We start from the raw sequence: 25,063 nt of genomic DNA, 5'->3' as shown, positions 1-25,063 counted from the left end.
GAATCCTTCTAGCGCGTGCGACGGACCAGGAGGGTCCCTAAGCGCTTCGTGTGGGGCTCTGACCTAGTGCAAATCGCCCAAGGCAATGCTATTGAGAGCGGCCGATTATTGAGGATTTGCTTTACATGCCGAACACACCCGAACGTTTCATCTCCGTCGATGTGGAGACCTCCGGACCGATCCCCGGCGAATTCAGCCTGCTCACGCTGGGGGCCTGCGATGTAGATCGCGATGAGCTGACCTTCGCGTGCACGCTGCAGCCACTGAATCAGAACGCTGATCCCGAGGCCTTGGCCGCCACCGGCTTGTCGTTGAGTGAACTGGCCAAAACCGGCACTGCGCCCGCCATTGCGATGAATCATTTTGCCCAGTGGCTGCAGTCCCTGCAGGCTGAGGGAGATAAACTGGTTTTCGTGGGGTTCAATGCGCCATTCGACTGGTCGTTCGTGAACTACTACTTCCATCGCTTTACACGCGACAACCCGTTTGGCTTTTCGGCCCTGGATATCAAGGCTTACTACATGGGCGCCACAGGATGCTCATGGGGCGATACGCGTTCCAGTCTGATGAGCAAGCGCTTGCAGCCGCAGCGAGCCCCGAATCATGACGCCCTGGAAGACGCCTTGTACCAGGCCGAACTTTTTCGCTTGATGCGCTCACTACGCGAAATGCCAAATAATCGTTGTGATTCACTCGGCTGACTGTAGGGGTTAAGTTGTAGAGTCCCAATCCACCTGGTATGCAGGAAGTTTAGGCTAGGCCCCAATGCTACATATCTGCGGGCTTCTGCCCACGAGGAGTGCTGATACTGTTTGCTAGGACTGCGGCGCGCGTGCAGTTGGCCACGCTCAGGTTTTTTGATTCGAGACGGAAGCATAGATGCGGGGGGATCAGAGTTCGACCAGGAAGACGCCACGTGGCAGGGAGCCAAGACCCTTCTGGACCTTCGGAACCGTTTGGTTCACTACAAACGCGATTGGTTGGATTCTGGCACCGAAGACATGGTGGGAGTCAACAACCTCTACGGAAGCGCCCTATACCCCCGGGCGGCAAACAGCATTCAGTTTCCTGCCGGCTACGCACCACTATGGCCCCCGCTTATTGGCACCCGAGTGCGCGGCTTGGGCCATCAACACGGCCACAGCGTTCCTAGATTCGTTCTACACGCGCATGGGTCAGACTCCGAACCACGAGCACCTCCGCCATCGCATCGAAGTCCAGCAACCGTAGGCGGGTCTCTCACTGTATTCATGGCACCCTACCCCCGATAAATTTACCTAATCGTGCATCGGCTCCCTACTTCCCTACTCCACCCGCGACTCCTATCAAGGGAGCCGGTACAGCCTTCAACGCGTCGTCAACAACCCCTGCCCACCCGCCCATTGGTTGATGTCGTCACGACGAATCGCGGCGGCCATCAGCCCCGGAAAGGCATCCGGCGTGCAAGCAAACGATGGGACGCCCAGGGCCGCGAGCTTGGTGGCCAGGCTTCGATCGTAGGACGGTGCGCCTTCGTCGCTGAGCGCCAGCAGGACGATGAACTGCACGCCGGCCTCCAGCAGTTCGCGCGCGCGGGCCAGCAGGTTGGCTTCCACCCCGCCCTCGTACAGGTCGGAGATGAGCACCAGGATGGCGTTGTGCGGTTCGCGGATGATGCCCTGGCAGTAGCTCACCGCACGGTGGATGTCGGTGCCGCCGCCCAATTGCACGCCGAACAGCAGATCGACGGGATCGTCCAGTTGCTCGGTCATGTCCACCACTTCGGTGTCGAACACCACCAGGCGGGTGGCGATCGCCGGCAACGAGGCCATCACCGCGCCGAAGATGCTCGAATACACCACCGATGCCGCCATGGAACCGCTCTGGTCGATGCACAACAGCACCTCGCGTTGCGGCCTCCTTGCCTTGCGACCATAGCCAACAACCTCCTGCGGCACCACGGTGCGCAGTTCCGGCTGCCAGTGCCGCAGGTTGCTGCGGATGGTGCGGTGCCAGTCGATCTCGGCCAGGCGCGGGCGGCGGTTGCGGCGGGCTCGGTCCAGGGCCCCGGTCACCGCGGAGCGCATGGGTTCATCGAGCTGGCGCAGCAGTTCGTCCACTACCTTGCGCACGACCATGCGTGCGGTGTCCTTGGTCTCCTCCGGAATCACCCGGCTCAGGCCGATCAGGTTGGCCACCATGTGTACGTCGGGCTGCACCTGCTCCAGCATCTCCTTTTCCAGCAGCATCTGGGTGAGGTCCAGCCGCTGCAGGGCGTCGCGCTGCATCACCTGGACCACCGATGAGGGGAAATAGCGGCGGATGTCGCCCAGCCAGCGGGCCACATTCGGGGAAGACGCGCCGCGCCCGCCGCGGCGGCCCAGGCCGCCGGGGCCATCGGGCTCGTACAGCGCGGCCAGGGCCTGGTCGATGCCCTGCAAGTGCTTGGGCAACGCGCCGCAGCTGCGATCGGCCTCCTGGCCCAGAATCAAGCGCCAGCGTTCTTCGCGCGAGGTCGAGGCATTCGGTGTTTCGGTGGTATCGGTCATGCGGGCAGCCCGAGCAGTTCACGCAGCATCGGCAACGCACGGTCGGCGCGTGCCTGGTTCCAGTCCGGGGCCAGGACAGCCGCAGCTTTCTGCATGGGGGGCCGCTTGACACGCGTTCCCAGGTCGCGGCGATCGGCCGCCTCGAAGGCCGCGAAGGTGCGCCGCACCAGCGGCAGCACGCGTAGCAGTTGCGCGTCGTCCAGGGCCAACACCCATTCGTCGATCATCCGCCATACCGCATCGTCGTGCAGCAGAACTGTGGCGTTGCGGTTGAGGAAGCCGTCCAGCCACTGCGCCGATTGCAAGGGCTCGGCACCCGGCGAAAGCTCCTGCTGCAGTTGCAGGTGTACCGTTTCGGACGCCACCGCCTGCGTGTCGAACAGCAAGCGCAGCGCGACGCCGCGCAACAGCGCGCTGCACGCGGGCGACAGCGCCACCCGCTGCAGTGCGTGCTGCCAGCCGGCACTGCCGCCTGCGTTGTGGCGCAGGCCGATGGCGCGGTCGGCGCCCAGTACCACGTTACGTGCGTGTTCGGCGCGCGCTTCGTCCAGGCTGGAAAGCGCCAGCGGCAGGCCGATGACCGCGCGCTCCAGCATGCTGTCGAACAGGTGCGCCACCTGCACGCCTTCGGTCTGACGCACATTGCCGTAGCGGTGAATGTTGGCCAGCGGTGGCAGCGCGCCAAGCAGCGCCAGCGGATCGGCATCCGTCGCTGCGCGCGCCTCCAGTTCGGCGGCAATGGCGCGCACCGCCTGCGGCAGGTCGGCCAGCAGCACCTGGTCCACCAGATCGGAAAGCTCCGGCAACGCCTCGGCCTTGTGCGCCTGCGCGATGGCCTTGTTGGTCGCGGCGTCCAGCAGGGTCTGTCCGTGGCGGCTGGCCTCCACCAACTCCACCAGGAACTGCGGCTGCCACGCCAGCTGCCAGATCTCGTGGAAGGTACCGCGCGCGGAATGCCCTGTGCGCGCCAGCCTGCCCCAATCGATGCCGATCAGCCGCAGGCGATGCAGCAAGTGGCTTCGCGCGAGGTCGTTCTCCTTGCGCAGGTCCAGATCCAGTGTCTTTTCCAGGGCCTCGGGCTTCAGGCGCAGGCGCTTCTGCTGGGCCTCCAGGTCGCGCTGCAGCGGTACCACCGGCACGCTGTCGGGCACCTGGCCCAGCGCCTCGCCCACCATGAGGCGTTCGCGGATGAGCCGCATGGGGGCGTCGTCGCCATTGCAGAGGACGGCGCGGCTGGCTTCGGCAATGTCGTCCAGTCCCGGCGCCGGATGACCACGCAGCGCGGCCAGGGTGTCGGCCAGGCGCGTGGCTTCGATGAGATGGGCCGGCGAGCAATCCAGCCCGTGCTCGCGCAGCAAACGGCCCACGCGGGCGTACCAGCCCACGGTGCGCTGGTTGCGCGCGCCGGCGTTGCGCCACAGGTGGTCGTACCAGCCGGGGGCGTCCACCCCGGCACCGTATCCGCTTTCGGCGCTCAGGTGACGGTAGGTCCACGGCACCCAGGTGCTCTGGGTCTTGCGCTTGGGCATGCCCTTGAGCAGGCGATTGTCGGCCGTCGCGCTGTTGGCGCGCAGCGCGGCCGGCTGCAGTGCCGGCACGTGCCAGGCGCCGCAGACGACGGCGACGCGTGCGAACTCCTTGCTGGCGCCGCGCAGCGCGGTGCGCATGTGCGCCTCGCGGACGGCCTCGTGCTCGCCGCGCAAGCCGGAATGTTCGGGCGTGTGCTCGCGCACCGCGGCCATGGCCTCGGCAATGGCATCGAACAGCCCCTGCCCGTCGCCCCGCTCTTCCACCATGTGATTCCACCAGGCCTCGCCGTCGGCGTGGCCGGCGGCGCGCGCCAGCCAGTCCAGTGGGTCGGCCAGGCGGGCTTCGGCGTCTTCCTTGGCGTCCGTGTATTCCTCTGCGGCGGATGTGCCATCCCCTTGGGGCTGCATCGCGGTTTCGTCCGCTGCATCCAGTGCGTCCGTCGCCTCCGGCGCCAGGCGCTCCGCGCGGGTCTGTGCCTGCCATTCCAGGGTCAGTGCCGGCGGCACGTCCATGAAGCGCACCGGCACGCCCTTGCGCAGCGCCCAGTGCATGGCCTGCCATTCCGGCGAATACAGCGCGTATGGATGGAATACCGCCAGCTGCGGGTCGTCCACGCTGTAGGACAGCAACGCCACCGGCGGGTGCATGCCCGCCTCCACCACGTGTGGCAGCAGCGCCTCGGTCCCTGCCGGGCCTTCGATCAAGACGCAGTCCGGCCGCAGCGCCTCCAGCGCGGCCAGCAGGCTGCGCGCGCAGCCCGGGCCGTGGTGGCGGATGCCGAACAGGGAGATGCCTTCGCTCATTGGCGCGGGCCGCTCAGACGTGATCGCGAAACGCGCGGTACAGGTCTTTCCAGTCGTCGCGTTCCTTCACCACGGTTTCCAGGTACTCCTTCCACACCAGCGCGTCCTGCACCGGATCCTTGACGATGGCGCCGATCATGCCGGCGGCCATGTCGCCCGGGCGCAGCACGCCATCGCCGAAGTGGCCGGCCAGGGCCATGCCGTTGTTGATCACCGAGATGACCTCGGCGGTCGAGAGCGTGGCGGTGGGACTCTTCAGTTTGGCCTTGCCGTCCTCGGTCACGCCGTTGCGCAGCTCGCGGAAAATGCGGACCACGCGCGCGACTTCCTGCAGCGCCGGTGGTTCGGCCGGCAGCTCCAGCGCCACGCCCATTTCGGCCACGCGCTTGACGACGATGGCCACTTCGTCCTCCTCGCTGGAGGGGACCGGCAGGATCACCGTATTGAAGCGGCGCTTGAGCGCGCTGGACAGTTCGTTCACGCCCTTGTCGCGGTTGTTGGCCGTGGCAATCACGCTGAAGCCGCGCACGGCCTGCACTTCGCTGCCCAGTTCCGGCACCGGCAGGGTCTTTTCGGACAGCACGGTGATGAGCGCGTCCTGCACGTCCGCCGGAATGCGGGTGAGTTCCTCGATGCGCGCGATCTTGCCCAGGCGCATGGCGTTCATCAGCGGACTGGGCACCAGCGCGTTCTCGCTGGGGCCGTAGGCCAACAGTTGCGCGTAGTTCCAGCCATAACGGATCTGCTCTTCGCTGGTACCGGCCGTGCCTTGCACCAGCAGGGTGGAGTTGCCGCTGATGGCCGCGGTCATGTGCTCGGACACCCACGACTTGGCCGTGCCCGGCACCCCGAACAGCAACAGCGCACGGTCGGTGGCGATGGTGGCCACGGCCACTTCCATCAGGCGTCGGTCGCCGATGTACTTGGGGCTGACCACGAAGCCGTTTTCCAGGGTGCCGCCCACCAGATAGGTCACCACTGCCCACGGCGAAAGGAGCCAGTTGGCCGGCCGCTGGCGGGTGTCCTGGCGGCGCAGTTCTTCCAGCTCTTCCGCGTATTGGTGTTCGGCGTGCTGGCGCAGGACGGCAGTATTCATGGTGGCTCCATTGAAAGGTCGTGAGGATCAGAAAGCGGAGTGCAGGGTCTGGCGCAGGACCAGAAGCTGGCGTGCCTGCTGGACGCAGTCGCGCATGGCCTCGGTGGCGTCGGCCGCTGCGTCGGCCACCTGCACGTGCGGCAGCGCGGCGGGGTGAAGCACGGCCAACAGTTCCAGCAGCGTGTCGCGCAGGGTGTAGTCGTAACGCAACGATTCCTCGCCGAACAGCGCGCCCAGCCCGGCAGCAAGTTGCCGCGAATAAGCGGCACTGAGGGTTTGGCCCGGGCCCGTGCTGTCCAGCACGTCACCGAACAGGCGTTTCTGTTGAAGTTCTGCGGCACTGGCCGGCCAATGCCGTTCGCGCTGCGCCGGCGGAAGCATGGCCAGCAGCTCGCCCAGGCGCATGTGGCGCTGCTCCACAGCGACCAGGGCTTCCACCCATTCCGGCTCGCTGGCGTCCACACGCTCCAGCCAGGCGCGCAACAGCGCGTCGTACCAGTCCGTGCTGCGCGCCCAGGCCAGCACCTGCGCTGGCGTTTTTTCCAGGGTATGGCACCACCATGCCAGCGGCAGCTGACGCGCCAACTGATAGAGCCACCAGGCACGCTCGCCCAACAGATCGGTGTTGGGACGTTTGCCGTCGATGGCAGCGTCGGCCCAACCTGCATCCGCCGCCGCCGGCGCTTCCAGTTTCCAGCTCATCCGGCGCAGCAGCCCGCCCGGCTGGTGCTGCAGCAGGGCGAGCATCTGGGCCTGCACGTACTGCGCGTGCGGCGTGGACGGCAGCCGAGCCAGCATCGGGCCCACCAGCATGCGCACTTCGCGGCTGCGGTCCTTCAACAGGGGCAGCAACAGCGGCGCGTCGGCCTCGCTCAGTTGCGGCTGCAGTGCGGCGACGAAGTCCACCCGCTCGCGCGCGGAGAGGTCCTTCAACGTGGCCTGCAATCGCGCACGGGCATCCTCGGCGTCGTGCGCGCGCAGTTGCTGAAAGGCCCGCAGGCGCGCATCGAAGGCGCCTTCGTTCCAGAGTTGCTCCAGGTCCGCCGGTGCATCCGCCTCGATCGCTGTCTGCGCCGCGTAGGCCCAGTCCGCATTGCGCGCCGCCAGCCAGCGGCCACGCACGCCCAGCACCGGGCGTAGGCACGAGCGCAACGCGCCCAGGCGGGCGCCGGCGTCCAGCGCCTGCGGCAGCACCGCCACCGGCAGATGCCGGTGCCGTGCAGCGAGCTGCACGCAGGCTTCGTAACGGACGCGCCTCACCCATGGCGACGGCTGCACGCTGGCGAACAGCGCTTGCAACAGCGGTGCCCAGGCGTGGCCGCTGGGCAGCGCCAGAGGATCGACGTCCGCTGGCGGTGGCAGGGGCACCGGCGCGGCCATGCGCAGGGCCGCACGCCGGCACGCGGCCAGCACGCCCACCTGTTGGCTGTACCCCAGCGCGGCGTCTTCCTGCATGGCCACCGCGGCGAGCACCTCGCCCAGCGCGCCTTCGGCGGGGATGGTCTGCGGGCGATCGATGCCCAGCAGCGCCGGCTTCAACCATGCGTCGCTCATGCCCCGCTCCTGTCCCAGCGCTCGCCCACCGCGTTCCAGGCGGCAAGCGGCAGCAGTGCCTGGCCATCCCATTCGCCCATCAGGCACAGCGGATGGCCGCCGGCGAACGCCATCAGCGCCCAGCCCTGCAACGTGGGCAGCCGCAGCGGCAGCGTGACTTCGGCATGCTGCGCCCAGGCGTTGCGGCCATCGTGCGCCACGTGCGCCTCTCCCAGGCGCATGGGCACCTGCGGCAGCCATGGATTGGTGGCGTATGCCTGCGCGGCGGCATCCAGCGTATCGTCGCGGGGCACCGCGGTACCGGCGTCCGTGCCGGCCGCCATCTCGCCCGGCACCGCGCGCAGCGGGACCGTGCCCGGATGCAAACGCAGCGTGCCCGCATGCACATGGCCATTGCGCCAGTGCTGCTCCCAACCGCGCCCGCCATGGCTGTAGTCCTGCAGCAGCGCGGGCCGTCCACTTTCCAGGCCATGCAGCCACACGCGGCGCTCCACCAGGTTGCCCGGCTGTTCCATCAGGTGTTGACCCTGCACGTGCCAGCGATCGCGCACGGCCTCGCCCTCCCGCTGCACCGCGTCGCGCTCCATCGGCCAGCCCAGCGCTGCGCGCAGGTCCGCCTGACGCGCTGCGCCGAAGGTCTCCATGCGCGGCACCGCCTGGGTGAGCAACTGCAACAGCCCCAGGCATTCGCCGAGTTCGGCCAGTTGGGCGAGGTCGCGACCGCCGTCGCCCAACGCGCGCTCCAGCCGGCTGGCGAGTCCCGGGGCCTGGGCATCGACCATGCGCGCCATCATCCGCTGCGCGTCCTGCTCGAAGCCCCCGCCCAGGTTGGCCAGCCCCTGGCGGAACTGGTCGGCCACCCAGCGCTGCAGTTCCGCCGCGCCGGCTTCCATGCGCGACCAGCGCGCCTGTTCGCGCTTGGCGGCAGCGGCGGCTTGCGCCTGCGGATCCGCCGAGGAGACGCTGACGGCGGCTTCCTCCTTGCGGATCGCACGGGCGCGGCGGCCCTGCATCCACTCGTCCACCCAGGCCGGGCGCTCGCTCGGGACGCAGCGCGGGTTGCCGGCGGCATGCAGCAGCATCAGGGCCAGGCCATGCTTGCAGGGGAACTTGCGACTGGGACACGAGCATCGGCTGGCCAGCGTGGTCAGCTCCACCTGCGTCTGGTACGGCTTGGCGCCGCTGCCTTGGCATTCGCCCCACAGGGCTTCTGCGTCGGCGCCGAGCAGGCCCCACTTTCCGTCCGTGGCCAGACCACCGGCCGCCTTGCTCGACGCCGCATCGGGCGCAAGCGCGAGCACCTGCTCGCGCGTGAGTCGCACATCCATATCCGTACTCACCTCAGATTGGGCGGGATGATAGCCGAGGTTGGATACCGTTGCAGGACGCCTGGTCGTTGCTGGTTGCAGTGATTGCGCCGCTCCGCGAACTGCCGCACGGTCGTAGCGAAGTCCCCAGGGCAAATGTCATTCGCGCGGCATGGTCGCTACTAACTGTAGGCAGCCCGCTGCCGGCACTGACCGCTCGCAACAAAAGAGACCACAGCCCGCAGCGGCAGGATTTGGACAGCCTATCCAGCATGCCGGCGACGAGCGAGGTCAGCCGGTTGGCGACCACGGGTGGGATCGCCCCACCCGCTCCCTGCCCGGCCTCGCTGGGGGCCTGTTTGTAGGCCTTGACGATCCGCGGGCGTGTGCTGGCCAATCACGCGGCGCAGCCAACCGCTTCGGCTCAGCGACACCACATAGTCATCCAGGACGAAGCGCTTGCGTTCCAACGCTTTCACCGCCAGCGACGAACCCCACTGCGCGGCGCGCTGGGTACCGGAATGGTCGGCGTGACGTTGCCCGCCGACGGGCCATGGTCAGGCGCCGCCTGATTCATCACTTCGATGGCCCACGCCAGGCCGCGCTGATGCGCGGCGGCGGGCACAGCCGGTGTGGACCTGCGATCCCCCACATTCGATGAGCGCGGTCGTTCTGCAAGGTGTGAGCATCGGCTACGGCATGCTGCGCGCGTCGAGGGCACGCTGTACGCTGATACATCCAGCCGCGGGCGGGCTTGCGCCCCCTGGCTGAAACGCAAGCGTTACAACACCCAGCAGACGCCGACATGCCGCGTCTGTTGGTGCGCCGAATCCGTACCAGCGACACCGGCAACATGCACACGCGTAGTCGCCGGGCTTCCCGTTCCCAGCCACAGCAAGGATGTCCCCGTGCCCGCTTCGTCCCCTGCCCGCGCGTATCGCGCGCGCCGCTCCCTCTCCGTCGCCCTGGCCTGCCTGCTGCTGTCGGCGGTTACCGGTAGCGAGGCACGGCCGCGGCCTTCGCAGTTCCAGATCGTCGAAAGCGTGCCCGACGCCAGCGTCTACGGCGAGCCTGGCGTGCCGCGCACCCAGCAGACCTGGCTGGCGATGATCAACGGCGCCAAGCACCGCATCGACATCGCCGCGTTCTACATCTCCGAAAAACCCGGTACCGGCCTGACCCCGGTACTCGACGCGCTGGCCGCACGCGCCCGTGCGGACGTGACGGTGCAGTTGCTGGTCGACCACACCTTCCTGGCCAAGAATCCGGACAGCGTCGCCTGGCTGGGCAAGGTGCCGGGCATCACGGTGCGCGTGCTGCCGGTCGATACGCTGACCGGCGGCGTGCTGCACGCCAAGTACATGGTCGTCGACGATGCCAGCGTGTTCGTCGGCAGCCAGAACTGGGACTGGCGGGCGCTGGAGCAGATCCACGAGATCGGCGCGCGCATCGACGATGCGCGCTTCGCCAGAACCTTCGCCGCCAGCTTCGATTACAGCTGGCGCCTGGCCGACGAAGGCGACCTGGCCAAGGCGCAGGCGCGCGGCGTGCAGCCGCCGGACTTCGTCCCGGCCACCGCCACCGATCCGGTACTGCTGGATGCCGGCAGCGACACGCCGTTGATCGCTTTCCCCGCGTTCAGCCCGCCGGCGCTGCAGCCGGCCTGGGTCACCGCAGAAGAGCCGGCCCTGGTCGACATGATCCGCTCCAGCCAGCATGCACTGCGCATCCAGGTGATGACGCTCTCGGCGATCCGCAGCTTCGGACCCAAGGGCTGGTGGGCGCCGGTCGACAGCGCGGTGCGCGATGCCGCCGCACGCGGCGTGCAGGTGCGCATCATCGTCGCCGACTGGGCACTGCGCGAACCGATGCAGGCCTATCTGAAGAGCCTGGCCGCGCTCCCGAACATCACCGTGAAGTTCAGCAGCCTGCCGCCAGCGCCGGAAGGCTTCATCCCGTATGCGCGCGTCGAGCACGCCAAGTACGCGGTGGCCGACGGCCGCAGCAGCGTCATCGGCACCGGCAACTGGGAGTGGAGCTACTTCAATACCGCGGTGGACGCCTCCGTGTTCGTCAAGGGCGAAGGCCCGGCCGAGACGCTGACACGCATCTTCGACCGCGACTGGAACGGCCCCTACGTCACCACGCTACAGGCGGGCCAGGACTACAAGGCGCCGCGCACCGAGTAGCCTCTGGCGTCTCTCTTGAGACGCTCGCCCTCAGGACTCGAGTGGGTTGTCGGCCGGTGCGCTTCCGTCCCGCGACGCGCCCCCATCTTTCCGACCGACCTGCCGTTGCCCAGCTACCCGAAAATAACCGCCGTATCCTCGGATCAGATCTCTTTTTCGACATAGCCCTTCTGAAGCTTTTCTTCCGTCAGCTTCCTCAGCTCTCGCGAGGCGCGCTCGCCGGTCTCGAACGTCTTGATGATCGACTGCCCGGTTGTTCCGATCCGGCCATAGGAAATAGTGAGGTCTGCCCCGGCGCGCGACACGCGCCAGAATTTCCTCGACGCTCCTTGCTCGAAGCTCAGGCTGCGGACCTCGTCTTCGACCCGCGAAGCATCGTCGCGCGCCGGCACTGGCGCAGGCACCGGGACGTCGGCAGGCGCGCTTACGACGCTCGACACCTCCAACGGGGAAGTTTCGAGTTCGAAGGCTTCCTCATCGGCTTCCTCTGCACCGGACAGGGCCAGCTCAATCCGCTCGATCACCGCCCCAGGGGCGCGCAGCCAGTCGCGACCGGGCACGTCCAGCACCCGCCAGCCGAACCGGCGGAGCACGCCAGGACGGAACACGTAGCGCTCGCGGGTGTCGGCCACGGGCTGATCGGGCGCATCCAGCAGGACGGCCAGCGAGTAGTCGCCGCTATGCCGGTCCACGATCGCGAGATCGCAGCGGAACTGCGAGCGCCCGACGTCCTCATCGACCAGATGTCCGCGTGCGCGCAGCGCATCGGCCAGGGCGGTACGCACCGGGTCGAACGATGCAGGCCGCGCGAAGGCGTCGCGGGCGCCTGCATTGAGTGTCCCGAGGACGTGCTGGGCTCGGCGGTGGTCGCCAACCGCACTGGCCTGAGCGAAGCGCAGGAATGCCTGCAGTGCGGCGGCACCGTCGTTGTGGACGTTGGTGATCGCCTCGGCCTGAATCGTGGAGACCACGGCCATGCGGTGGCGGGCTCGGCTGAAAATGACATTCAGGCGCTTTTCGCCTCCGCGCTGATTGATCGGACCGAAGTTCATCAGCATGCGGCCGTCCGGCCCCGGGGCATAGCAGATGCTCAGCAGGATGACGTCGCGCTCATCGCCCTGCACGTTCTCCAGGTTCTTGACGAACAGACCGTTGAACTGGTCGTCGTCCTCGCGCACGTATTCGCGATCGAGCCGAAGCGCAAAGTCCGCATCTTCGGCGGCGAGTGTCTGCAGCGCGCTCTCGATCTCGTCCTGCTGGGCCTCGGAGAAGGCCACGATGCCAAGGCTCAAGCCTGTCTCGCGGCGCAGCATCTCGCGCACCGTCTGGGCGATGTAGCGCGCCTCGGCGCTGTTGCGCCGCCCGAGGTAAACGCCGTCGGCAAGCTGGTGGAAACTGACCGCGCGTGCCAGCACGGCATCGGCACCGACAATGCCGGCGTCTTGCTGGTCCGAGCGCGGTAGCGGGGGCGTGTCGTCCGCCGGTTCGATGCGGCGGTCGGGAATGGTCACGAGCCGTCCATCGTAGAAGGCGGCATTGGAGAAGCTGATCAGCGCCTCATGGCGGCTACGGTAGTGCCAGGCCAACAGCGTGGCCGGCAGATTGCGCGCGGCCTGATTGAGCAGGCTCTCGGCATCCATGCTGATCGCGATGCGCTCGCCCTCGTCCTCCACCACCAGTTCGTCGTCGGCTTCGCCACCGGCCGAGAAAAAGCTGGTCGGCGGCAACTGCATCTCATCGCCGACCACCACGATCTGTCGGGCACGACTCAGCGCCGGCACGGCCTCCTCGGTCGGAATCTGGCTGGCCTCATCGAAGATCACGACATCGAACAGGTCCGGCGAGAGCGGCAGCGTGTCGGACACCGAGAGCGGGCTCATCAGCCAGATCGGTTTGAGGTCGTTGATGACCACGCCGGTTTCGTCGTCGGACAGATCGCGGATCGAGCGGTAGCGCATGCTCTTGGCGAATTCGTGCTCGAGCTCGCGCCGACCGGTGGCGTAGGTCTTCTTGAACGCCTTGCCCGCCGCGTCGAGCTGGGTCGCCGAGAGCGACGACAGCCGCACGTGCTCGGCGAACAGGCGGTGCTGGTTGGCCTGGACGACCCGAGAATTCAGCGCCAGCAGCTGCGCCTGGCCACTGGCCAGCTTGCGCGCATGGCCAGCCAGCGCCGCTCCGTCGAAGCGCGCCAGCTCCGGCGCGGCCGTTTCCAGCCTGCGCCAGGCTTCATGGGCGACCGCGGCCTCCATGCGCTCGGGTGGGCCGGCCAGGTTGAGCAGTACGTAGGCACTGCCGGGGTCCGCCGCGTGGACGCCACGCAGCAGCGGCAGCAGATCGGGAAGATCGTCCAGCGACTCACGCAGGTCACGCAGGTACTCGGCGAGCGCATCCAGGCCAATCCCCTGGTCGAGGTCCAGCGACTCCTCGATGCGAACGGCCAGCTTGTCCAGCGGCTCGCGCGCATTGGCATGCGTCCGCGCGGAAGCGAGCGGATCGACCGCGGCGCGGAGGTGATCGACCAACTGGCGCGTGGTCGCCGAGGTGGCGAAGCGTTGCCTGAGCTGCTCCACAGCCTGGATCAGGTCCTGCAGGCGCGGCACGCCATAGCGCTGCAGACCTGCCGATTGCTCGGCCTCGACGGCGGCGGCCGCCGCCTGCTCGGCGGCCAGGGCGCGCAGCACGGACGCGTAGCCGGGATGGACGGCATGGCGGCCGAAGTCATAGCGACGCTTCAGCTCGCCGCGCAAACGCCACCACGCCGGTTTCAGCCAGCGCAGCACCGAGCCTTCGATCTGGCCGAGCATGGCCAGCGCGGCCTGGGTATCGGCCGGATCCAGCTTGTCTCGCCAGTGCGTGGTGCCCCCGCGCGCCGCCTCCAGCGCGGCCGTCTTCTGTGCCAGTACCTCGCGCAGCGTGCGCAGTTCAACCGACGCCGGCGCGGCCTCGTCCAGCAGCGTCAGGTGCGCGGCCAGTCCCTGCGACAGCAGCCACTGCGCCTCGGTCGCGATCTCGCGCGCCTGGTCCAGGCGCGAATGGCCGTCGAGCAGATGGCCCGGATGTTCCAGCAGCGGATCCAATTGTCCAAGCAGCGCTTCGGCATCGTCCAGCAACTGGGTAAGCCGCGCATAGGCGCGTGGGTCGTCGACCACGACCGAACGCACCCGGCCAAGCGGATGCTCGGCCAGGCACTCCACGCCGACACGGGCCTGTAGCTGCCGGTGGACGCGCACAGCCAGCTCGCGCTGGGTATCCCAGGCTGCCAGGTCCGGCAGCCGGACGCGCTTGCTGGCGTCCAGTTCCTGGGCCGCCGGCAGTGCGGCCAGGCGCCTGATCAGGGCGCGCGCACTGGTGCCGGTCTGGTCCGATACCGACGACATGGCGCGTTCGAACGCCTCGATCCGCTGGTGGCTGGCATCGATCGTCGCCACCAGCCGCTCGCGCTGGGCGAGCAGCGCCTCGCTGCCGTGTGGCTGCGCGACCCAGCGCCCGTAGCCATCGCGCAGCTCGGCGATGAAGGCCTTCTTGTCGGCCTGCGAATCGTGGATCAGGCAACACAGCGAATCCAGTCCGCTCTGCTTGAGACGGTGGAAGACCACGTCCAGCGCCGCGCGCTTCTCGCAGACGAACAGAACCCGCTTGCCCTGGCCGGCGTAATCGGCGATCAGGTTGGTGATGGTCTGGGACTTGCCGGTCCCGGGAGGCCCCTGGATGATGAAGCTGCGCTGGGTGCGCGCCAGGGCGACCGCCGCGTTCTGGGTCGCATCGGACTCCACCACGTTCCACTGGCTCGCCAAGGGCAGCGCCGCCGGCGCATCGGTCTGCGTCTCGCGCGGCTGGATCGAGAACACCTGGTCGAAGGCGGGGTTGGCCTCGGACGATTCGATCAGTTGCGCATAGTCGCGCACCAGCGACATCTTCTTGTAGTTGAAGTTGGCCAGGCTCACCTGGGTCAGGTCCAAGTCCCAGGCGTACCGGTGACCGTCGGATTCCTCGAGCGCATACCCGACCCGCTCCTGCGCCGCCTCGGCGTCCACCATGCGCGCATGGCGCGGGCCGGCCACAGGCGCGGCACCGGCTTCGAAGCGCTGCGGCAGCGGACTGGGCGCGACCCATCGCGCGAACAGGGCCTGACCCAGCGGCCGGTAATCGTCTATCGCATAGCTGTAGTCCGGCAGTCCGCTGCTTGCGGGCCGCCGCGACTGGCCGCGCCGGCGCTGGAACTGGTTCAGCCGCTGCAGCGCCTTCTGCCGCACCAGGCGGACCTGCGGCTTCTCGACCAGGCGCAGCTCCACCGAGGGCTCGGTCCGCCGGATCTGCGCGAGCAGATCGGCATGGATCTGTGCCAGCGAGGTGGACTGCAGGTCGACCTTCTCGGGCAACTGGATGTCGTAGAGCTGACGCAGCTGGTGGCGCAGCACGGGATTGAATTCGGCATCGTCGTCCTCGACCTGCAGGACGTACTGATCGCGCACGCCCTTGCGCCGGGTCAGCTCCACCGGCAGCCACAGCAAGGGCGTGACGATACGCTCCTCGGGCGCTTCCTTGAGGTTGTGCCAGCGCAGGAAAGCGACCACCAGGCGCAGCGTGCCGAAGCCATACTCGGCGCGGTCCCGGCGCGTGTCCTGGATCAGCTTGTCCAGCGCGACAGGAAGGTAAGGCTGGTCTTCGAAGCGCAGCCAGCGCTGCAGGTCGACCGCCTTTCCGGCCAGCAACTCGGAGGCGAACGGGCCGCCCCAGGTGCACAGGTGCTCAGGCCGGATGCTCTCGACCTGCAGCATCAGCGGCACACTGGAAACGGTCAGGTTGACGCTACTGGCGGTGGGCTTGAAATACAGCAGCCGGTTGCGCCGCGAGAGATCGAAGAGCCGGTCGCGCAGATGCGCAAGCACCGCCGTGCGACGCGAGACCACGCCGCTGACACCGGCCAGCGCCCGTTCCACGTCCAGCACGCCGGGCTGTTCGCGCCAGGTGCTCAGCCGCGTGGCCAGGCCGGCCACGTCCGTGGCGCGGTCGTGGCGGTTGAGCGCGGTCATTTCCACGATCACCGCGGCCACCACCGGGTGAAGCCGCGCGTTGATGAGGAACAGGTTGCGCCGGTGTTCGGCGAAGCGGCGCACGTCGCCTGGATCGTTGAAATCCAACCCGCAGGCCAGTGCCGCCAGCACCATGCCCAGTTGGAAAACGTCGGTGATCTCGTCGTGGTGCCCGAGTTGCAGCTCCCAGCTTCCGAAGGCAGGCAGATACACCGGGCGCTCGATCGGAGCGACCAGGTCCTCCTGGACCTCCAGGGTGGCCAGTGCCTCCATCCCGGCCTGGTCATGCAGGCGCCGCAACTCGCCGACGATGTTCAGCGCCGAGGCCGGCGGCGGCTGTACGCGATGCACCGCGCCGATGTCCATCAGCCGTGGCTGGCCCTGCGGCTGCGCCAGCACCAGCCCGCCCTCCCCAGCCAGCACGATGCGGTGCGGATCCAGCCGGGCTACGCGGTCCTGCTCGTGCAGCGCGGCCACCTGCTGGAACAGCGGCACCACCATCAGCACCACATCGTCCGTGGACAGGGGCGCGCCCCCCTGCGCCTCGAGCACCGTGGCCAGGGTCGCGGGCTGGGCCTCGTCGTGCGCACTCATGCCGGCAGCTCCCGCTTGACCCGCTTGCGCAGCCGGTCTATTTCGCGCTTGCCCATGCCGGCATCGCGCTTGAGCTGGACCAGCAGCGCCTCCTCGCTGTCCAATACCCGGGCCGTGACCAGTGCGCGTTCCAGTGCCACATCGCGCACCTCCGGGTCGACCAGTGCCAGGTCGAGCATCAGGGCATTGAGATAAGCGCGCACATCGTCCGCCACGTGCAGTACGGTAAAGGATTCCGGCGGCGTGGCGACCTCGCCCTCGGACCAGTCGGCGAAAAGCTGGCGCACCTGGTTGCACATCGGCGCGCTGTCCCAGCGCTGGCCGGCCAGGAACCAGGTCAGGAAGCCACGGGTCATCGCTTGCAGCTGCGCCTGCCGCGGAAGGTCCAGCGTGGACAGGCTCAGCGGGCCGCGCAGCCTGCGGTCGGTCCAGGCCTCCAGCTCCTCGGCGCCTTGCCACCACAGTTCCAGCGCCCGCGCGCGGATGAAGGTCTCCGGGTGCGTGGTGCCTTGACTGCCGGCATCGGAGGCGGCTTCCACTTCCAGGGCCTGGCGCAGGTAGGCGGCCGGGTCGGGATTGGCGATACCGGTCTGCACCTTGACCAGCACGCCGACGGCAGGCGCCAGCGCCCGTGCCGCCAGCGCTGCCCCCCGGTCGGCGAACAGTTCGGTGTGCAATCCGTAGCACCGTGCCGTCTCGCGATGGCTCTCGGTGGCGCTGGTGGACGACACTGCATCCTGCAGGATCCGGTCGGCCACGAGGAATTCGCCTTGGTCCTGCGACCACAACAGATAATGGGCCAGCTCATGGCCAAACAGGGCCAGGCGCTCGTCCTCGGCCAGGCGCTCCAGCAGCGGCCCCTCCAGCACGATGTGCACCTCTCCAGGCACGTGTACCAGCACCGCATTCATGGCCTGCCCGCCCGCCTGGTACAGCATGGCCGGGGCGCGGATGCCGAGCCGTTCCATGGCCAGCGCCAGCAGCGCGTGCACCTCCGGATGGGCGTCGACCTCCAGCCGATAGGTGCCGCGCAACAGCTCGGCCCGCACCTGTGCGAGGTGCTCGTCGCGCGCCTTTTGCGAACTGGCCCACGCCCAGACATCGGGCTCGTACTGCTTCAGGTAGGCGACCACACCCCGCTGATACGGCAGTGGATCCAGCTGCCTGTCCAACGTCTCTAGATCCATCCGAACCGCGTCCACCGGCCAAAGGTGGATTGAGTTTACAAAATCCGCGGCTCGCCACGTTCCCCGATGTCTCGCGGGACCATCAGACTGCGCTTACTCCGGTGTCGCCGCACGTGCTGTCGGCGCGCCGGCGCTTGGCGCGGGTGTGATCCTGAGATTTGCGATGGCGCCGTGTCCGATGCAGATCACACCCACCGCTCCGCCTTTGCGATCGCTGAGCTCACCGACCTGCAAGGAGGGTGCGGGAGCATTATCGACCCACACCCGGACCTGACGGTTTTCGAGCACCACTTTCGCGTGGAACCAGGCATCGCCGTCGGGCACGGGCACAGCCGCCGCCTCGAACTCGCCCGTCCTCTCGGCCCTCAGCTTTTCCCAGGGCCAGGCGGGTTCGGAAATGTACTGAATCGCACGCGCGCGGCGATCAGGCGCGTCCGGGCGAAAATTGAAGGGGCGGAAGTAAACCGCGTCGAACAGGCGGCTCTCCTGGACCCTGAAAGCCACGCCGATGAAGCTGCTCTGGGGCTGGCTGCTTCCCTTCGCATCGAACTCGATCGTCCCGCCCTCCAGCTCCATGTCTTTCAGCCAGATGACATGTTGGCCGGGCCGGTCGCATTGGAGGCTGGCTTTGCCATCTCGATGGAGAACCGAGAACGCGGACGTGGCGCCATTCCAACCGTTCGCTTCCGGGGCCGATTGGAGATCCGGCACATGGACCTGACCATGTGCAGGAGCGGTAAGGGCAAACTGGAGACAAGCGGCCACCACGGCGTAAGCAATCCTTTTCACGGCCTTACCTCTCCACAGATAAAAACAACCTAGCACGGGCAAAAGGCCACGTCATGGAGACCACGTGACGTTCGGCCGTCGATCGATCGCCAGAGTCTGCGTGCACGACAAGGTCGTCGGCCTGGTCTACGTTCCACTCTGCGAGCGAAGGCATTGCCGGGCGACGGACGATGGCGATCCCGGGGCATCGTCGCGGCTGGCACGGATCGAGCGACTTGCCGGAGATGCAATGCCACGGCAAAACGCCGCGCGCGCCTCAGTACGGCGGGATGACGAACCTGCCGTTCGGATACTGCTCGCACATGAACTCCACGAACGCGCGCACCTTGGGGCTCTGCAGACGCCGCGAGGTGTGCAGCACCCACAGCGCGACGTCGTCGCCGACGCTGCCCCACGCCACCAGTTCGCCGCTTGCCAGCAAGCCGCCGATGATGGACTGCGGCAGCATCGCCACGCCGGCACCGGCGGCGATCGCGTCGCGGATCGCCAACAGCGAGGACAGGCGCAGCACCGGTTGCGGCTCGATGCTGAATCGGCCATCGCGCACGGACCACAGTTCGCCGTCGCGATAGGTCGGCATGACCACCGCCGGAATCCGCAACGGCGGGGCGCCGGTGCCGTCGGGTCGCTGCACGGAAGGGGCCGCGGCCAGCACCATCCTGTCCCTGGCGAAGCATCGGCCGACCAGCGCGCTGTCCTTGCGCGGATTGACGCGGATGGCGACATCGAACTGTTCGTCGACGAGATCGACGAAGCGGTCCTCGGCCGCGGCGTCGATCCGCACCTCGGGATAGCGCGCCACGAACCCGGCGGCGATGCGGCCCAGCGCCAATTGGGAAAACAGCACCGGCGCCGCGATCCGCAACCGTCCCTTGGGCGTGGCCTCGCCGTCGCGGGCCGCGGCAGCGGCCTCGGCGACCTCGCGCAGCGGACCTTCGGTCCTGCTCAGCAGCAGCCGGCCCGCCTCGGTCAGTTCCAGGCGGTGCGTGCCGCGCTCGATCAGCCGGGTGCCCAGGGCTTGTTCGAGATCGGCGACACGCCGCGACAGGGTGGCCTTGGAGCGCCCGCTGGCACGGCTGGCCTTGCCGAAGCCGCCGTGCGCGGCGACCAGTTGGAAATCCTCCAGGGCATTGAGATCCATGTGTCTCAAATTTGATACGGGATGTCCAAATATTACCGTCTGTGTTTCGAATGTGGAACCTCCTATCGTGGGGTCGTCCGCAACCCAACCCCGAAGGAGTTCCCTCATGAACAACGTACGCGCCCTGCTTCTCACCGAATACGGCGGCACCGATGCGGCCCGGATCGCATCGATCGCGGCGCCGACGCCCGCCGCCGGCCAGGTGCTGGTGCGGGTCCATGCCGCCGGCGTCAACGCACTGGATTGGAAGGTCCGCGAAGGCTTCGTCCGCGATGCCTTCCCGCTGCAGTTGCCGACCGTGCTGGGTATCGAACTCGCCGGCGTGGTCGAGGCGGTCGGCGCAGGCGTCACCCGCCTGCGCCGTGGCGACCGGGTGATGGGCCCGCGCGGCGGCCTCGGCGCCTACGCGGAACTGGTCGCGGTGGATGCCGCCAACCTCAGCCTGGTCCCCGATGCGTTGGGATTCGTGGAGGCGGCGGCGCTGCCGGTCGCGGCGGTGACGGCCTGGCAAAGCCTCAACGCCGCCGGTCCACTGCGTGTCGGGCAGCGCATCCTGATCCAGGGCGCCGCCGGCGCCGTCGGCGGATTCGCGGTGCAGTTCGCGCACCAGGCCGGCGCCACGGTGTACGCCACCGCCCTGCAGCGCCAGGCCGACGATGTCCGCAACCTCGGCGCGGACCAGGTCATCGCCTACGACCAGGAGCCGTTCGAGCATGCGCTGAGCGACATCGACCTGGTGCTCGATTACGTCGGCGGCGAGGTCCTGAGCCGCTCGTGGTCGGTGCTCGCCGAGAACGGCGCCATCGTCAGCACCGTCTCGCCGGCCATCCTGTCGAGCACGCCGGCCGGGCGTCGCGGCCTGTGGTTCATGAACACGCCCGACGCCGCGCGCCTGCAGGCGATCGCCGAGGACGTGGCGCAGGCGCGGCTGCAGTCCAGGATCGGCGCGGTCGTGCGCTTCGACGACCTGCCCGCGGCGATCGAACGCAACCGCACGCAGCCGCAGACCGGCAAGACCGTCGTCGATTTCTCGGCCTGAGCATCCCGCGCGCGCCGACCCTCCACACCACATTCCAACCAGAGGACACACACATGACCATTCTCGTTACCGGTGCCACCGGCACCGTCGGCCGCCAGGTCGTCGAACACCTCGTGCAGCGCGGCGCGGACGTGCGCGCGCTGGTCCGCGACCCCGCCAAGGCCGCCCTGCCGGCCGGCGTCGACGTCGTCCGCGGCGACCTGCTCGATGTCGACGCGCTGCGCAGCGGCTTGGCCGGCGTCTCCACGCTGTTCCTGCTCAATGCGGTGGTAGCCGACGAATACACCCAGGCGCTGATTGCCCTCAACCTAGCGCGTGCGGCCGGCGTCGAACGCATCGTCTACCTGTCGGTCATCCACAGCGACGTGTACGTCGACGTGCCGCACTTCGCCGGCAAGTTCGCGGTGGAGCGCATGATCGAGCGGATGGGGCTGCATGCCACGATCCTGCGCCCGGCCTATTTCATCGACAACGACCTGTCCATCCAGGACGTGGTGCGCGGCCACGGCCTCTATCCGATGCCGATCGGCAGCAAGGGCCTGGCGATGGTCGACACCCGCGACATCGCCGAGGTCGCCGCCATCGAGCTGCTCCGCCGCGAGCGCTCGCCCGTGCCGCTGCCGCTGGAGCGGATCAACGTGGTCGGCCCCGACACGCTGACCGGCGCGGACGTGGCCGCGATCTGGAGCGACGCGCTCGGCCGACCCGTTGCATATCCCGGCGAGGACACCGCGGGCTTCGAACAGAACCTGCGCCAGTTCATGCCGAGCTGGATGGCCTTCGACATGCGCCTGATGAGCGAACGTTTCATCAGCGACGGCATGCTGCCCGATGCCGGCGACGTCGAACGCCTGACCGCGCTGCTGGGCCGTCCCCTGCATTCCTACCACGCGTTCGCCGCAAGGGTCGCGGCGTCGGCCTGACGGCGGGATCGCACGTCGATGCGGCGCCCGAGGACGGCTGCGGCAGTCCTCGGGCGGCGCCACTTTCGGCCATCGCCAAGCAATTGAAAGCAGAAAATCGCAGAAATAATTCTGGATCGATTCCCCATGCCGTTGTTGATCCGCCAGGCCGCCATGCAGCACCGGCACTCGCACGGCGCAGGACGCTAGTTCGATCGCCAACGTCACCTTCCGCACGAAGTCTTAACCACCTCCCCCTATCCTAGCGGCGCGCTGGATCGCGCCCGCCGCAGCCACGGATGCCGTGTAAGGCGGGGAGTACGCTGACCGACGCCCACGAACATTGAAAAGGAGACGCCATGAAGAAGCTGCAAGGACTCTTGTTCGCCGGATGCCTGTTCGGCATCGCCTCACCGGCCTTTGCCGAGGTCGCCAACCTGACCAACAGCGCCGATGGCGCCAACCGCGAGGCCGGCATCGCCGCGGTCAAGCAAAAGTTGCAGGAGGCCTGCACCTCGCGCAAGGGCAAGCCGCAACCCGACTCGTTCGAGGTGGTGTTCGAGAAAACCAGCCAGAACCCGGACGTGCCCAAGCCTTACTACGTGGATGGAAAAATGAAGTGCGACCTCCCGCAGGGCTGACCGCGGGAATGCGCAAGGCCACGTCTTAGAAGATCGGCTTGCATCCGAACAAGGCCCCGCTTGCGGGGCCTTGTTCTATGCGCCTGCCGTGCATCCGAAGGACACCCTCTGCACGGCGCAAGGCTATTCCAGGCAGCGATCCGCATGCATCCGTGGCTGAGACGCTGCCGTGATGATCGCCGCGGGGCTTTGTCCCTCGACACCGACGCACTGCTTCGCGGCGCCGGTCATGCGGCTCCTGCTCGCCGCGTGCTCGCCAGACGCCTCATCCCGAACCTGTCAGTGCGAGCGCCGCTGAAGCATGCCAGTCACTGCGGTGGTGGTGCAGCGTCTCTTCCTGGCGTCCGCGCTCAACGCTTCAGCGACCCTTGCGCAATCGCCGTCGAAGCACCGCGATCTGTTTCGGACTGAAATCCTTCGCGTGCCGCTGCAGCAGGACAAGGAGCGTCGCGTGCGCCTCGGCGGTGCGGCGCTGCAGTTCCTGCGTCGCGGCACGCTCGATCGCCTGCCACTCGGACTTGGTGGTACCGGTCGGGCCGGTTTGGCGTTTGCCAGTCAATGCGTCTGCCTCACGGAAATCCTGGTTGAGCCGATCCTGTCGGCCAGGCGCAAGTCTACCGCCACGTCGACGGCGATGGCGGCAAGACAGGCCTCCCTGCCCGCGACCTCCGCCTGATCGATGGCGATGCCGCCGCCGAACTCCTCCACCGCGCCGGCCGGAGGTAATCGAGCGGCATCACGATGGCAAACACGCGCACCGTTCGATCGGCAGGCAACGCGGCCATGCCGTGCTCCGGAACCTCCCTAGGCCACCCGCGGCAACCGCACCAGCGCGCACAGGCCGCCGCCCTCGCGGTTGCTGAACTCCAGCGCGCCACCGTGCGCATGGCAGATCGCAGCGGCGATCGCCAGGCCCAGGCCGCTGCCGCCGGAATGTCGCGCCCGCGAGTCCTCGGCGCGCCAGAAGCGGTCGCGCATGCGCGGCAGCAGGTCCGGCGCCACGCCCGGACCGCGGTCGCAGACCCGGATCGAGACCTCATCCGTGCCGCTGGCCACCTCGATCAGCAGGCGCCCGCCAGCCGCGGCGTAGCGCAGCGCGTTGTCGATCAACACCGACAGCACCTGGCCGATGCGGTCGCGGTCGGCGTGGATCGTCAGCGCGGCCGGCGCGCGCAACTCCACCTCCATCCGCGCCGCCTGCAATGGCTGCGCCAGCCACGCCAGGCGTTCGCGGATCAACACGTCGATCGGAAAGGCCTGCGGCTCCAGCATCAACTGGTTGGCGCGGGCCATCGACAACAGATGCAGGTCGCCGACCAGGCGGTTGATCTGCTCCAACTGGCGATGGACCATCTGCAACTGCGCGTCGCTGCACGGGAACACCCTGTCCAGCATGCCCTGCACCCGGCCCATCGCCGCGTTCAGCGGGGTGCGCAGTTCATGCGCCAGCATCGCGCTGGAATCGCGCACCTCGCGCTCGTACTGCTGCAACTGCGCGGTCATCCCGTTGAAGTCCATCGCGAAGCTGGCCAGTTCGTCCGGCGCGCTGGGAATCAGCGTGGCCCGCGCCGAGAAATCGCCGTCGCGGATGCGCCGCGCAGCTTCGGCCACGTTCGAGAACTGGCGCGACAAGGGTTTCGACGCGAGCAGGCCGCAGACCACGATGACCGGGATAGACGCCAGCACCAGCACCGCCAGCAGCAACCAGTCGCGGCTGGCCAGGCCCGGCAGGAAGTCGGCGACGTCGTAGTAGCGCTCGAACAATTCCCACAAGCGGCGCTCGTTGAGGTGCGGGTCCTCGCGCAACTCCATCATTTCCGCGCGCGCCGCCGGCGGCAGCTTGTGCAGGGTCACCAGGTCCCAGATCGCGAAGCGCAGCCACATGCCGAACACGATCGCCAGCACCGTGGCCACCGCCAGCGCGCTCATGCGCAGCCCGACCCATTTCCACAGCGGCGCGTGCGCGGTACGCCGCGCGAACGGCCACTTCATCGGAAGCGATAGCCGATCGCGCGTACCGTCACCAGTACGTCGGTGATGCGCTCGGCTTCCAGCTTCTTGCGCAGGTTGTGCACGTGGGCATCGACCACGCGTTCCAGCGCGTCGCTCTCCGGCAGGCAGATCTCCAGCAGTTCGCTGCGTGTGTAGGCCTTGAACGGCGTTCTCAGCAGGGTCGCCAGGATGTTGAACTCGGTCGGGGTGAGGTCCAACGGCACCGGGTTGCCGTTCTCGTCCTGCACCGTGGCCAGCACCGCGCTGGTGTCCACCGTCAGCCGCTCGTAGCGCAAGGTCTCCTCGGGCGCCCTGGCCGGGCCGGCACGCCGCAGCACCGCGTAGACCCGTGCCACGACTTCCTTCGGACTGTACGGCTTGACCACGTAATCGTCGGCGCCATACCGCAGCGCGCCGAGCTTTTCCGGCTCGTCGCCCATCGCGGTCACCATGATCACCGGCGTGTCGCCGCTGCGGCGGATCGCCGACAGCACGTCGGTGCCGCTCAACCTGGGCAGCATCACGTCCAGCAGCACCAGGTCCGGCTTCCACTGCGCATGCAGTTGGATCGCGCGCTCGCCGTCGCCGGCGATGGCGACCTCGAAGCCGTCGCGGCGCAGGTAGGCCTCCAGGATGCTGGCGCTGTCGGCGTCGTCCTCGACGACCAGAATCTTCTTGGAACCCATGCCTGTACCGCCCCGTCGCGCGCCTTGAAGAAATCTTGAAGAATCCTGGAAG

General features: G+C 68.0%; 17 protein-coding genes. 6 read left to right on the top strand and 11 right to left on the bottom strand.

All coding sequences use genetic code 11. From position 1 onward, the window contains the following. Positions 1-125 precede the first annotated feature (125 nt). Entirely contained in the window at positions 126-701 is a 576-nt protein-coding gene (locus AB3X07_RS10975; RefSeq protein ID WP_229016225.1) for a 3'-5' exonuclease, read from the top strand. A 645-nt stretch (positions 702-1,346) separates the two neighbouring features. Here the strand turns inward: AB3X07_RS10975 and AB3X07_RS10970 are convergent. From AB3X07_RS10970 to AB3X07_RS10950, 5 genes are read right to left on the bottom strand one after another with little or no spacing between them, the layout of a single operon-like run. Next, complete coding sequence (locus AB3X07_RS10970; protein WP_369944524.1) at positions 1,347-2,528, bottom strand: VWA domain-containing protein; 1,182 nt, start codon at positions 2,526-2,528, stop codon at positions 1,347-1,349. Then, a complete protein-coding gene (locus tag AB3X07_RS10965) occupies positions 2,525-4,861 on the bottom strand; it encodes a DUF5682 family protein (RefSeq protein ID WP_369944523.1) in 2,337 nt (778 codons plus the stop codon). Before AB3X07_RS10965 ends, AB3X07_RS10970 begins: the two co-directional genes overlap by 4 nt. Positions 4,862-4,874: 13 nt before the next feature. Then, the gene (locus tag AB3X07_RS10960; protein WP_369944522.1) at positions 4,875-5,957 is read right to left on the bottom strand and encodes an ATP-binding protein; all 1,083 of its coding nucleotides are present in this window, start codon (positions 5,955-5,957) and stop codon (positions 4,875-4,877) included. Positions 5,958-5,984: 27 nt separating this feature from the next. Next, a complete protein-coding gene (locus tag AB3X07_RS10955) occupies positions 5,985-7,511 on the bottom strand; it encodes a DUF5691 domain-containing protein (protein ID WP_369944521.1) in 1,527 nt (508 codons plus the stop codon). Next, positions 7,508-8,839 carry an SWIM zinc finger family protein gene (locus AB3X07_RS10950; protein WP_369944520.1) on the bottom strand — a complete coding sequence of 444 codons (1,332 nt, stop codon included), beginning with the start codon at positions 8,837-8,839 and terminating at the stop codon, positions 7,508-7,510. The genes AB3X07_RS10955 and AB3X07_RS10950 overlap by 4 nt, the downstream gene beginning before the upstream one ends. A gap of 887 nt (positions 8,840-9,726) precedes the next feature. Between AB3X07_RS10950 and AB3X07_RS10945 the strand changes: the two genes are divergently transcribed. Continuing rightward, positions 9,727-11,007, top strand: coding sequence for a phospholipase D-like domain-containing protein (locus AB3X07_RS10945; RefSeq protein ID WP_369944519.1), 1,281 nt, complete (start codon positions 9,727-9,729; stop codon positions 11,005-11,007). 143 nt (positions 11,008-11,150) lie between these two features. Here AB3X07_RS10945 and AB3X07_RS10940 read toward each other — a convergent pair whose 3' ends face one another. The 4 genes from AB3X07_RS10940 to AB3X07_RS10925 form a co-directional block, all read right to left on the bottom strand. Continuing rightward, positions 11,151-16,040 carry an AAA domain-containing protein gene (locus AB3X07_RS10940; protein WP_369944723.1) on the bottom strand — a complete coding sequence of 1,630 codons (4,890 nt, stop codon included), beginning with the start codon at positions 16,038-16,040 and terminating at the stop codon, positions 11,151-11,153. Between the two features lie 590 nt (positions 16,041-16,630). After that, positions 16,631-17,806 carry a M48 family metalloprotease gene (locus AB3X07_RS10935; RefSeq protein WP_369944518.1) on the bottom strand — a complete coding sequence of 392 codons (1,176 nt, stop codon included), beginning with the start codon at positions 17,804-17,806 and terminating at the stop codon, positions 16,631-16,633. Positions 17,807-17,914: 108 nt separating this feature from the next. Further along, on the bottom strand, positions 17,915-18,610 hold the full coding sequence (locus AB3X07_RS10930) for a hypothetical protein (RefSeq protein WP_369944517.1): 696 nt from the start codon (positions 18,608-18,610) through the stop codon (positions 17,915-17,917). 256 nt (positions 18,611-18,866) lie between these two features. Next, positions 18,867-19,751 carry a LysR family transcriptional regulator gene (locus tag AB3X07_RS10925; protein WP_369944516.1) on the bottom strand — a complete coding sequence of 295 codons (885 nt, stop codon included), beginning with the start codon at positions 19,749-19,751 and terminating at the stop codon, positions 18,867-18,869. A gap of 106 nt (positions 19,752-19,857) precedes the next feature. Between AB3X07_RS10925 and AB3X07_RS10920 the strand changes: the two genes are divergently transcribed. The 4 genes from AB3X07_RS10920 to AB3X07_RS10905 all read left to right on the top strand — a co-directional run bounded on the left by AB3X07_RS10920 (position 19,858) and on the right by AB3X07_RS10905 (position 23,009). Continuing rightward, complete coding sequence (locus AB3X07_RS10920; RefSeq protein ID WP_369944515.1) at positions 19,858-20,790, top strand: NADP-dependent oxidoreductase; 933 nt, start codon at positions 19,858-19,860, stop codon at positions 20,788-20,790. 53 nt (positions 20,791-20,843) lie between these two features. After that, positions 20,844-21,713: an SDR family oxidoreductase gene (locus tag AB3X07_RS10915; protein ID WP_369944514.1), complete on the top strand. Its 870-nt coding sequence runs from the start codon at positions 20,844-20,846 to the stop codon at positions 21,711-21,713. Positions 21,714-22,051: 338 nt separating this feature from the next. Further along, positions 22,052-22,333 carry a hypothetical protein gene (locus tag AB3X07_RS10910; protein WP_369944513.1) on the top strand — a complete coding sequence of 94 codons (282 nt, stop codon included), beginning with the start codon at positions 22,052-22,054 and terminating at the stop codon, positions 22,331-22,333. A gap of 301 nt (positions 22,334-22,634) precedes the next feature. Beyond that, entirely contained in the window at positions 22,635-23,009 is a 375-nt protein-coding gene (locus AB3X07_RS10905) for a hypothetical protein (protein WP_369944512.1), read from the top strand. Between the two features lie 128 nt (positions 23,010-23,137). Here the strand turns inward: AB3X07_RS10905 and AB3X07_RS10900 are convergent, their stop codons facing one another. Both AB3X07_RS10900 and AB3X07_RS10895 read right to left on the bottom strand, forming a co-directional pair. Then, complete coding sequence (locus AB3X07_RS10900) at positions 23,138-24,325, bottom strand: sensor histidine kinase (RefSeq protein WP_369944511.1); 1,188 nt, start codon at positions 24,323-24,325, stop codon at positions 23,138-23,140. Next, complete coding sequence (locus AB3X07_RS10895; RefSeq protein WP_369944510.1) at positions 24,322-25,011, bottom strand: response regulator; 690 nt, start codon at positions 25,009-25,011, stop codon at positions 24,322-24,324. Before AB3X07_RS10895 ends, AB3X07_RS10900 begins: the two co-directional genes overlap by 4 nt. Positions 25,012-25,063 lie beyond the last annotated feature (52 nt).

The organism is Xanthomonas sp. DAR 35659, assembly GCF_041242975.1.
Lineage (GTDB): Bacteria > Pseudomonadota > Gammaproteobacteria > Xanthomonadales > Xanthomonadaceae > Xanthomonas_A > Xanthomonas_A medicagonis.
This window is presented reverse-complemented; position numbering and strand designations above follow the sequence as displayed.

Excerpts from the sequence above, each read along its gene's own strand:
- AB3X07_RS10920 (WP_369944515.1), top strand. The coding sequence starts at position 19,858 with ATGAACAACGTACGCGCCCTGCTTCTCACCGAATACGGCGGCACCGAT.
- AB3X07_RS10970 (WP_369944524.1), bottom strand. The coding sequence starts at position 2,528 with ATGACCGATACCACCGAAACACCGAATGCCTCGACCTCGCGCGAAGAA.
- AB3X07_RS10975 (WP_229016225.1), top strand. The coding sequence starts at position 126 with ATGCCGAACACACCCGAACGTTTCATCTCCGTCGATGTGGAGACCTCC.
- AB3X07_RS10915 (WP_369944514.1), top strand. The coding sequence starts at position 20,844 with ATGACCATTCTCGTTACCGGTGCCACCGGCACCGTCGGCCGCCAGGTC.
- AB3X07_RS10955 (WP_369944521.1), bottom strand. The coding sequence starts at position 7,511 with ATGAGCGACGCATGGTTGAAGCCGGCGCTGCTGGGCATCGATCGCCCG.
- AB3X07_RS10910 (WP_369944513.1), top strand. The coding sequence starts at position 22,052 with ATGAAGAAGCTGCAAGGACTCTTGTTCGCCGGATGCCTGTTCGGCATC.
- AB3X07_RS10895 (WP_369944510.1), bottom strand. The coding sequence starts at position 25,011 with ATGGGTTCCAAGAAGATTCTGGTCGTCGAGGACGACGCCGACAGCGCC.
- AB3X07_RS10905 (WP_369944512.1), top strand. The coding sequence starts at position 22,635 with ATGCCAGTCACTGCGGTGGTGGTGCAGCGTCTCTTCCTGGCGTCCGCG.
- AB3X07_RS10925 (WP_369944516.1), bottom strand. The coding sequence starts at position 19,751 with ATGGATCTCAATGCCCTGGAGGATTTCCAACTGGTCGCCGCGCACGGC.
- AB3X07_RS10950 (WP_369944520.1), bottom strand. The coding sequence starts at position 8,839 with ATGGATGTGCGACTCACGCGCGAGCAGGTGCTCGCGCTTGCGCCCGAT.
- AB3X07_RS10940 (WP_369944723.1), bottom strand. The coding sequence starts at position 16,040 with ATGACCGCGCTCAACCGCCACGACCGCGCCACGGACGTGGCCGGCCTG.
- AB3X07_RS10965 (WP_369944523.1), bottom strand. The coding sequence starts at position 4,861 with ATGAGCGAAGGCATCTCCCTGTTCGGCATCCGCCACCACGGCCCGGGC.
- AB3X07_RS10900 (WP_369944511.1), bottom strand. The coding sequence starts at position 24,325 with ATGAAGTGGCCGTTCGCGCGGCGTACCGCGCACGCGCCGCTGTGGAAA.
- AB3X07_RS10960 (WP_369944522.1), bottom strand. The coding sequence starts at position 5,957 with ATGAATACTGCCGTCCTGCGCCAGCACGCCGAACACCAATACGCGGAA.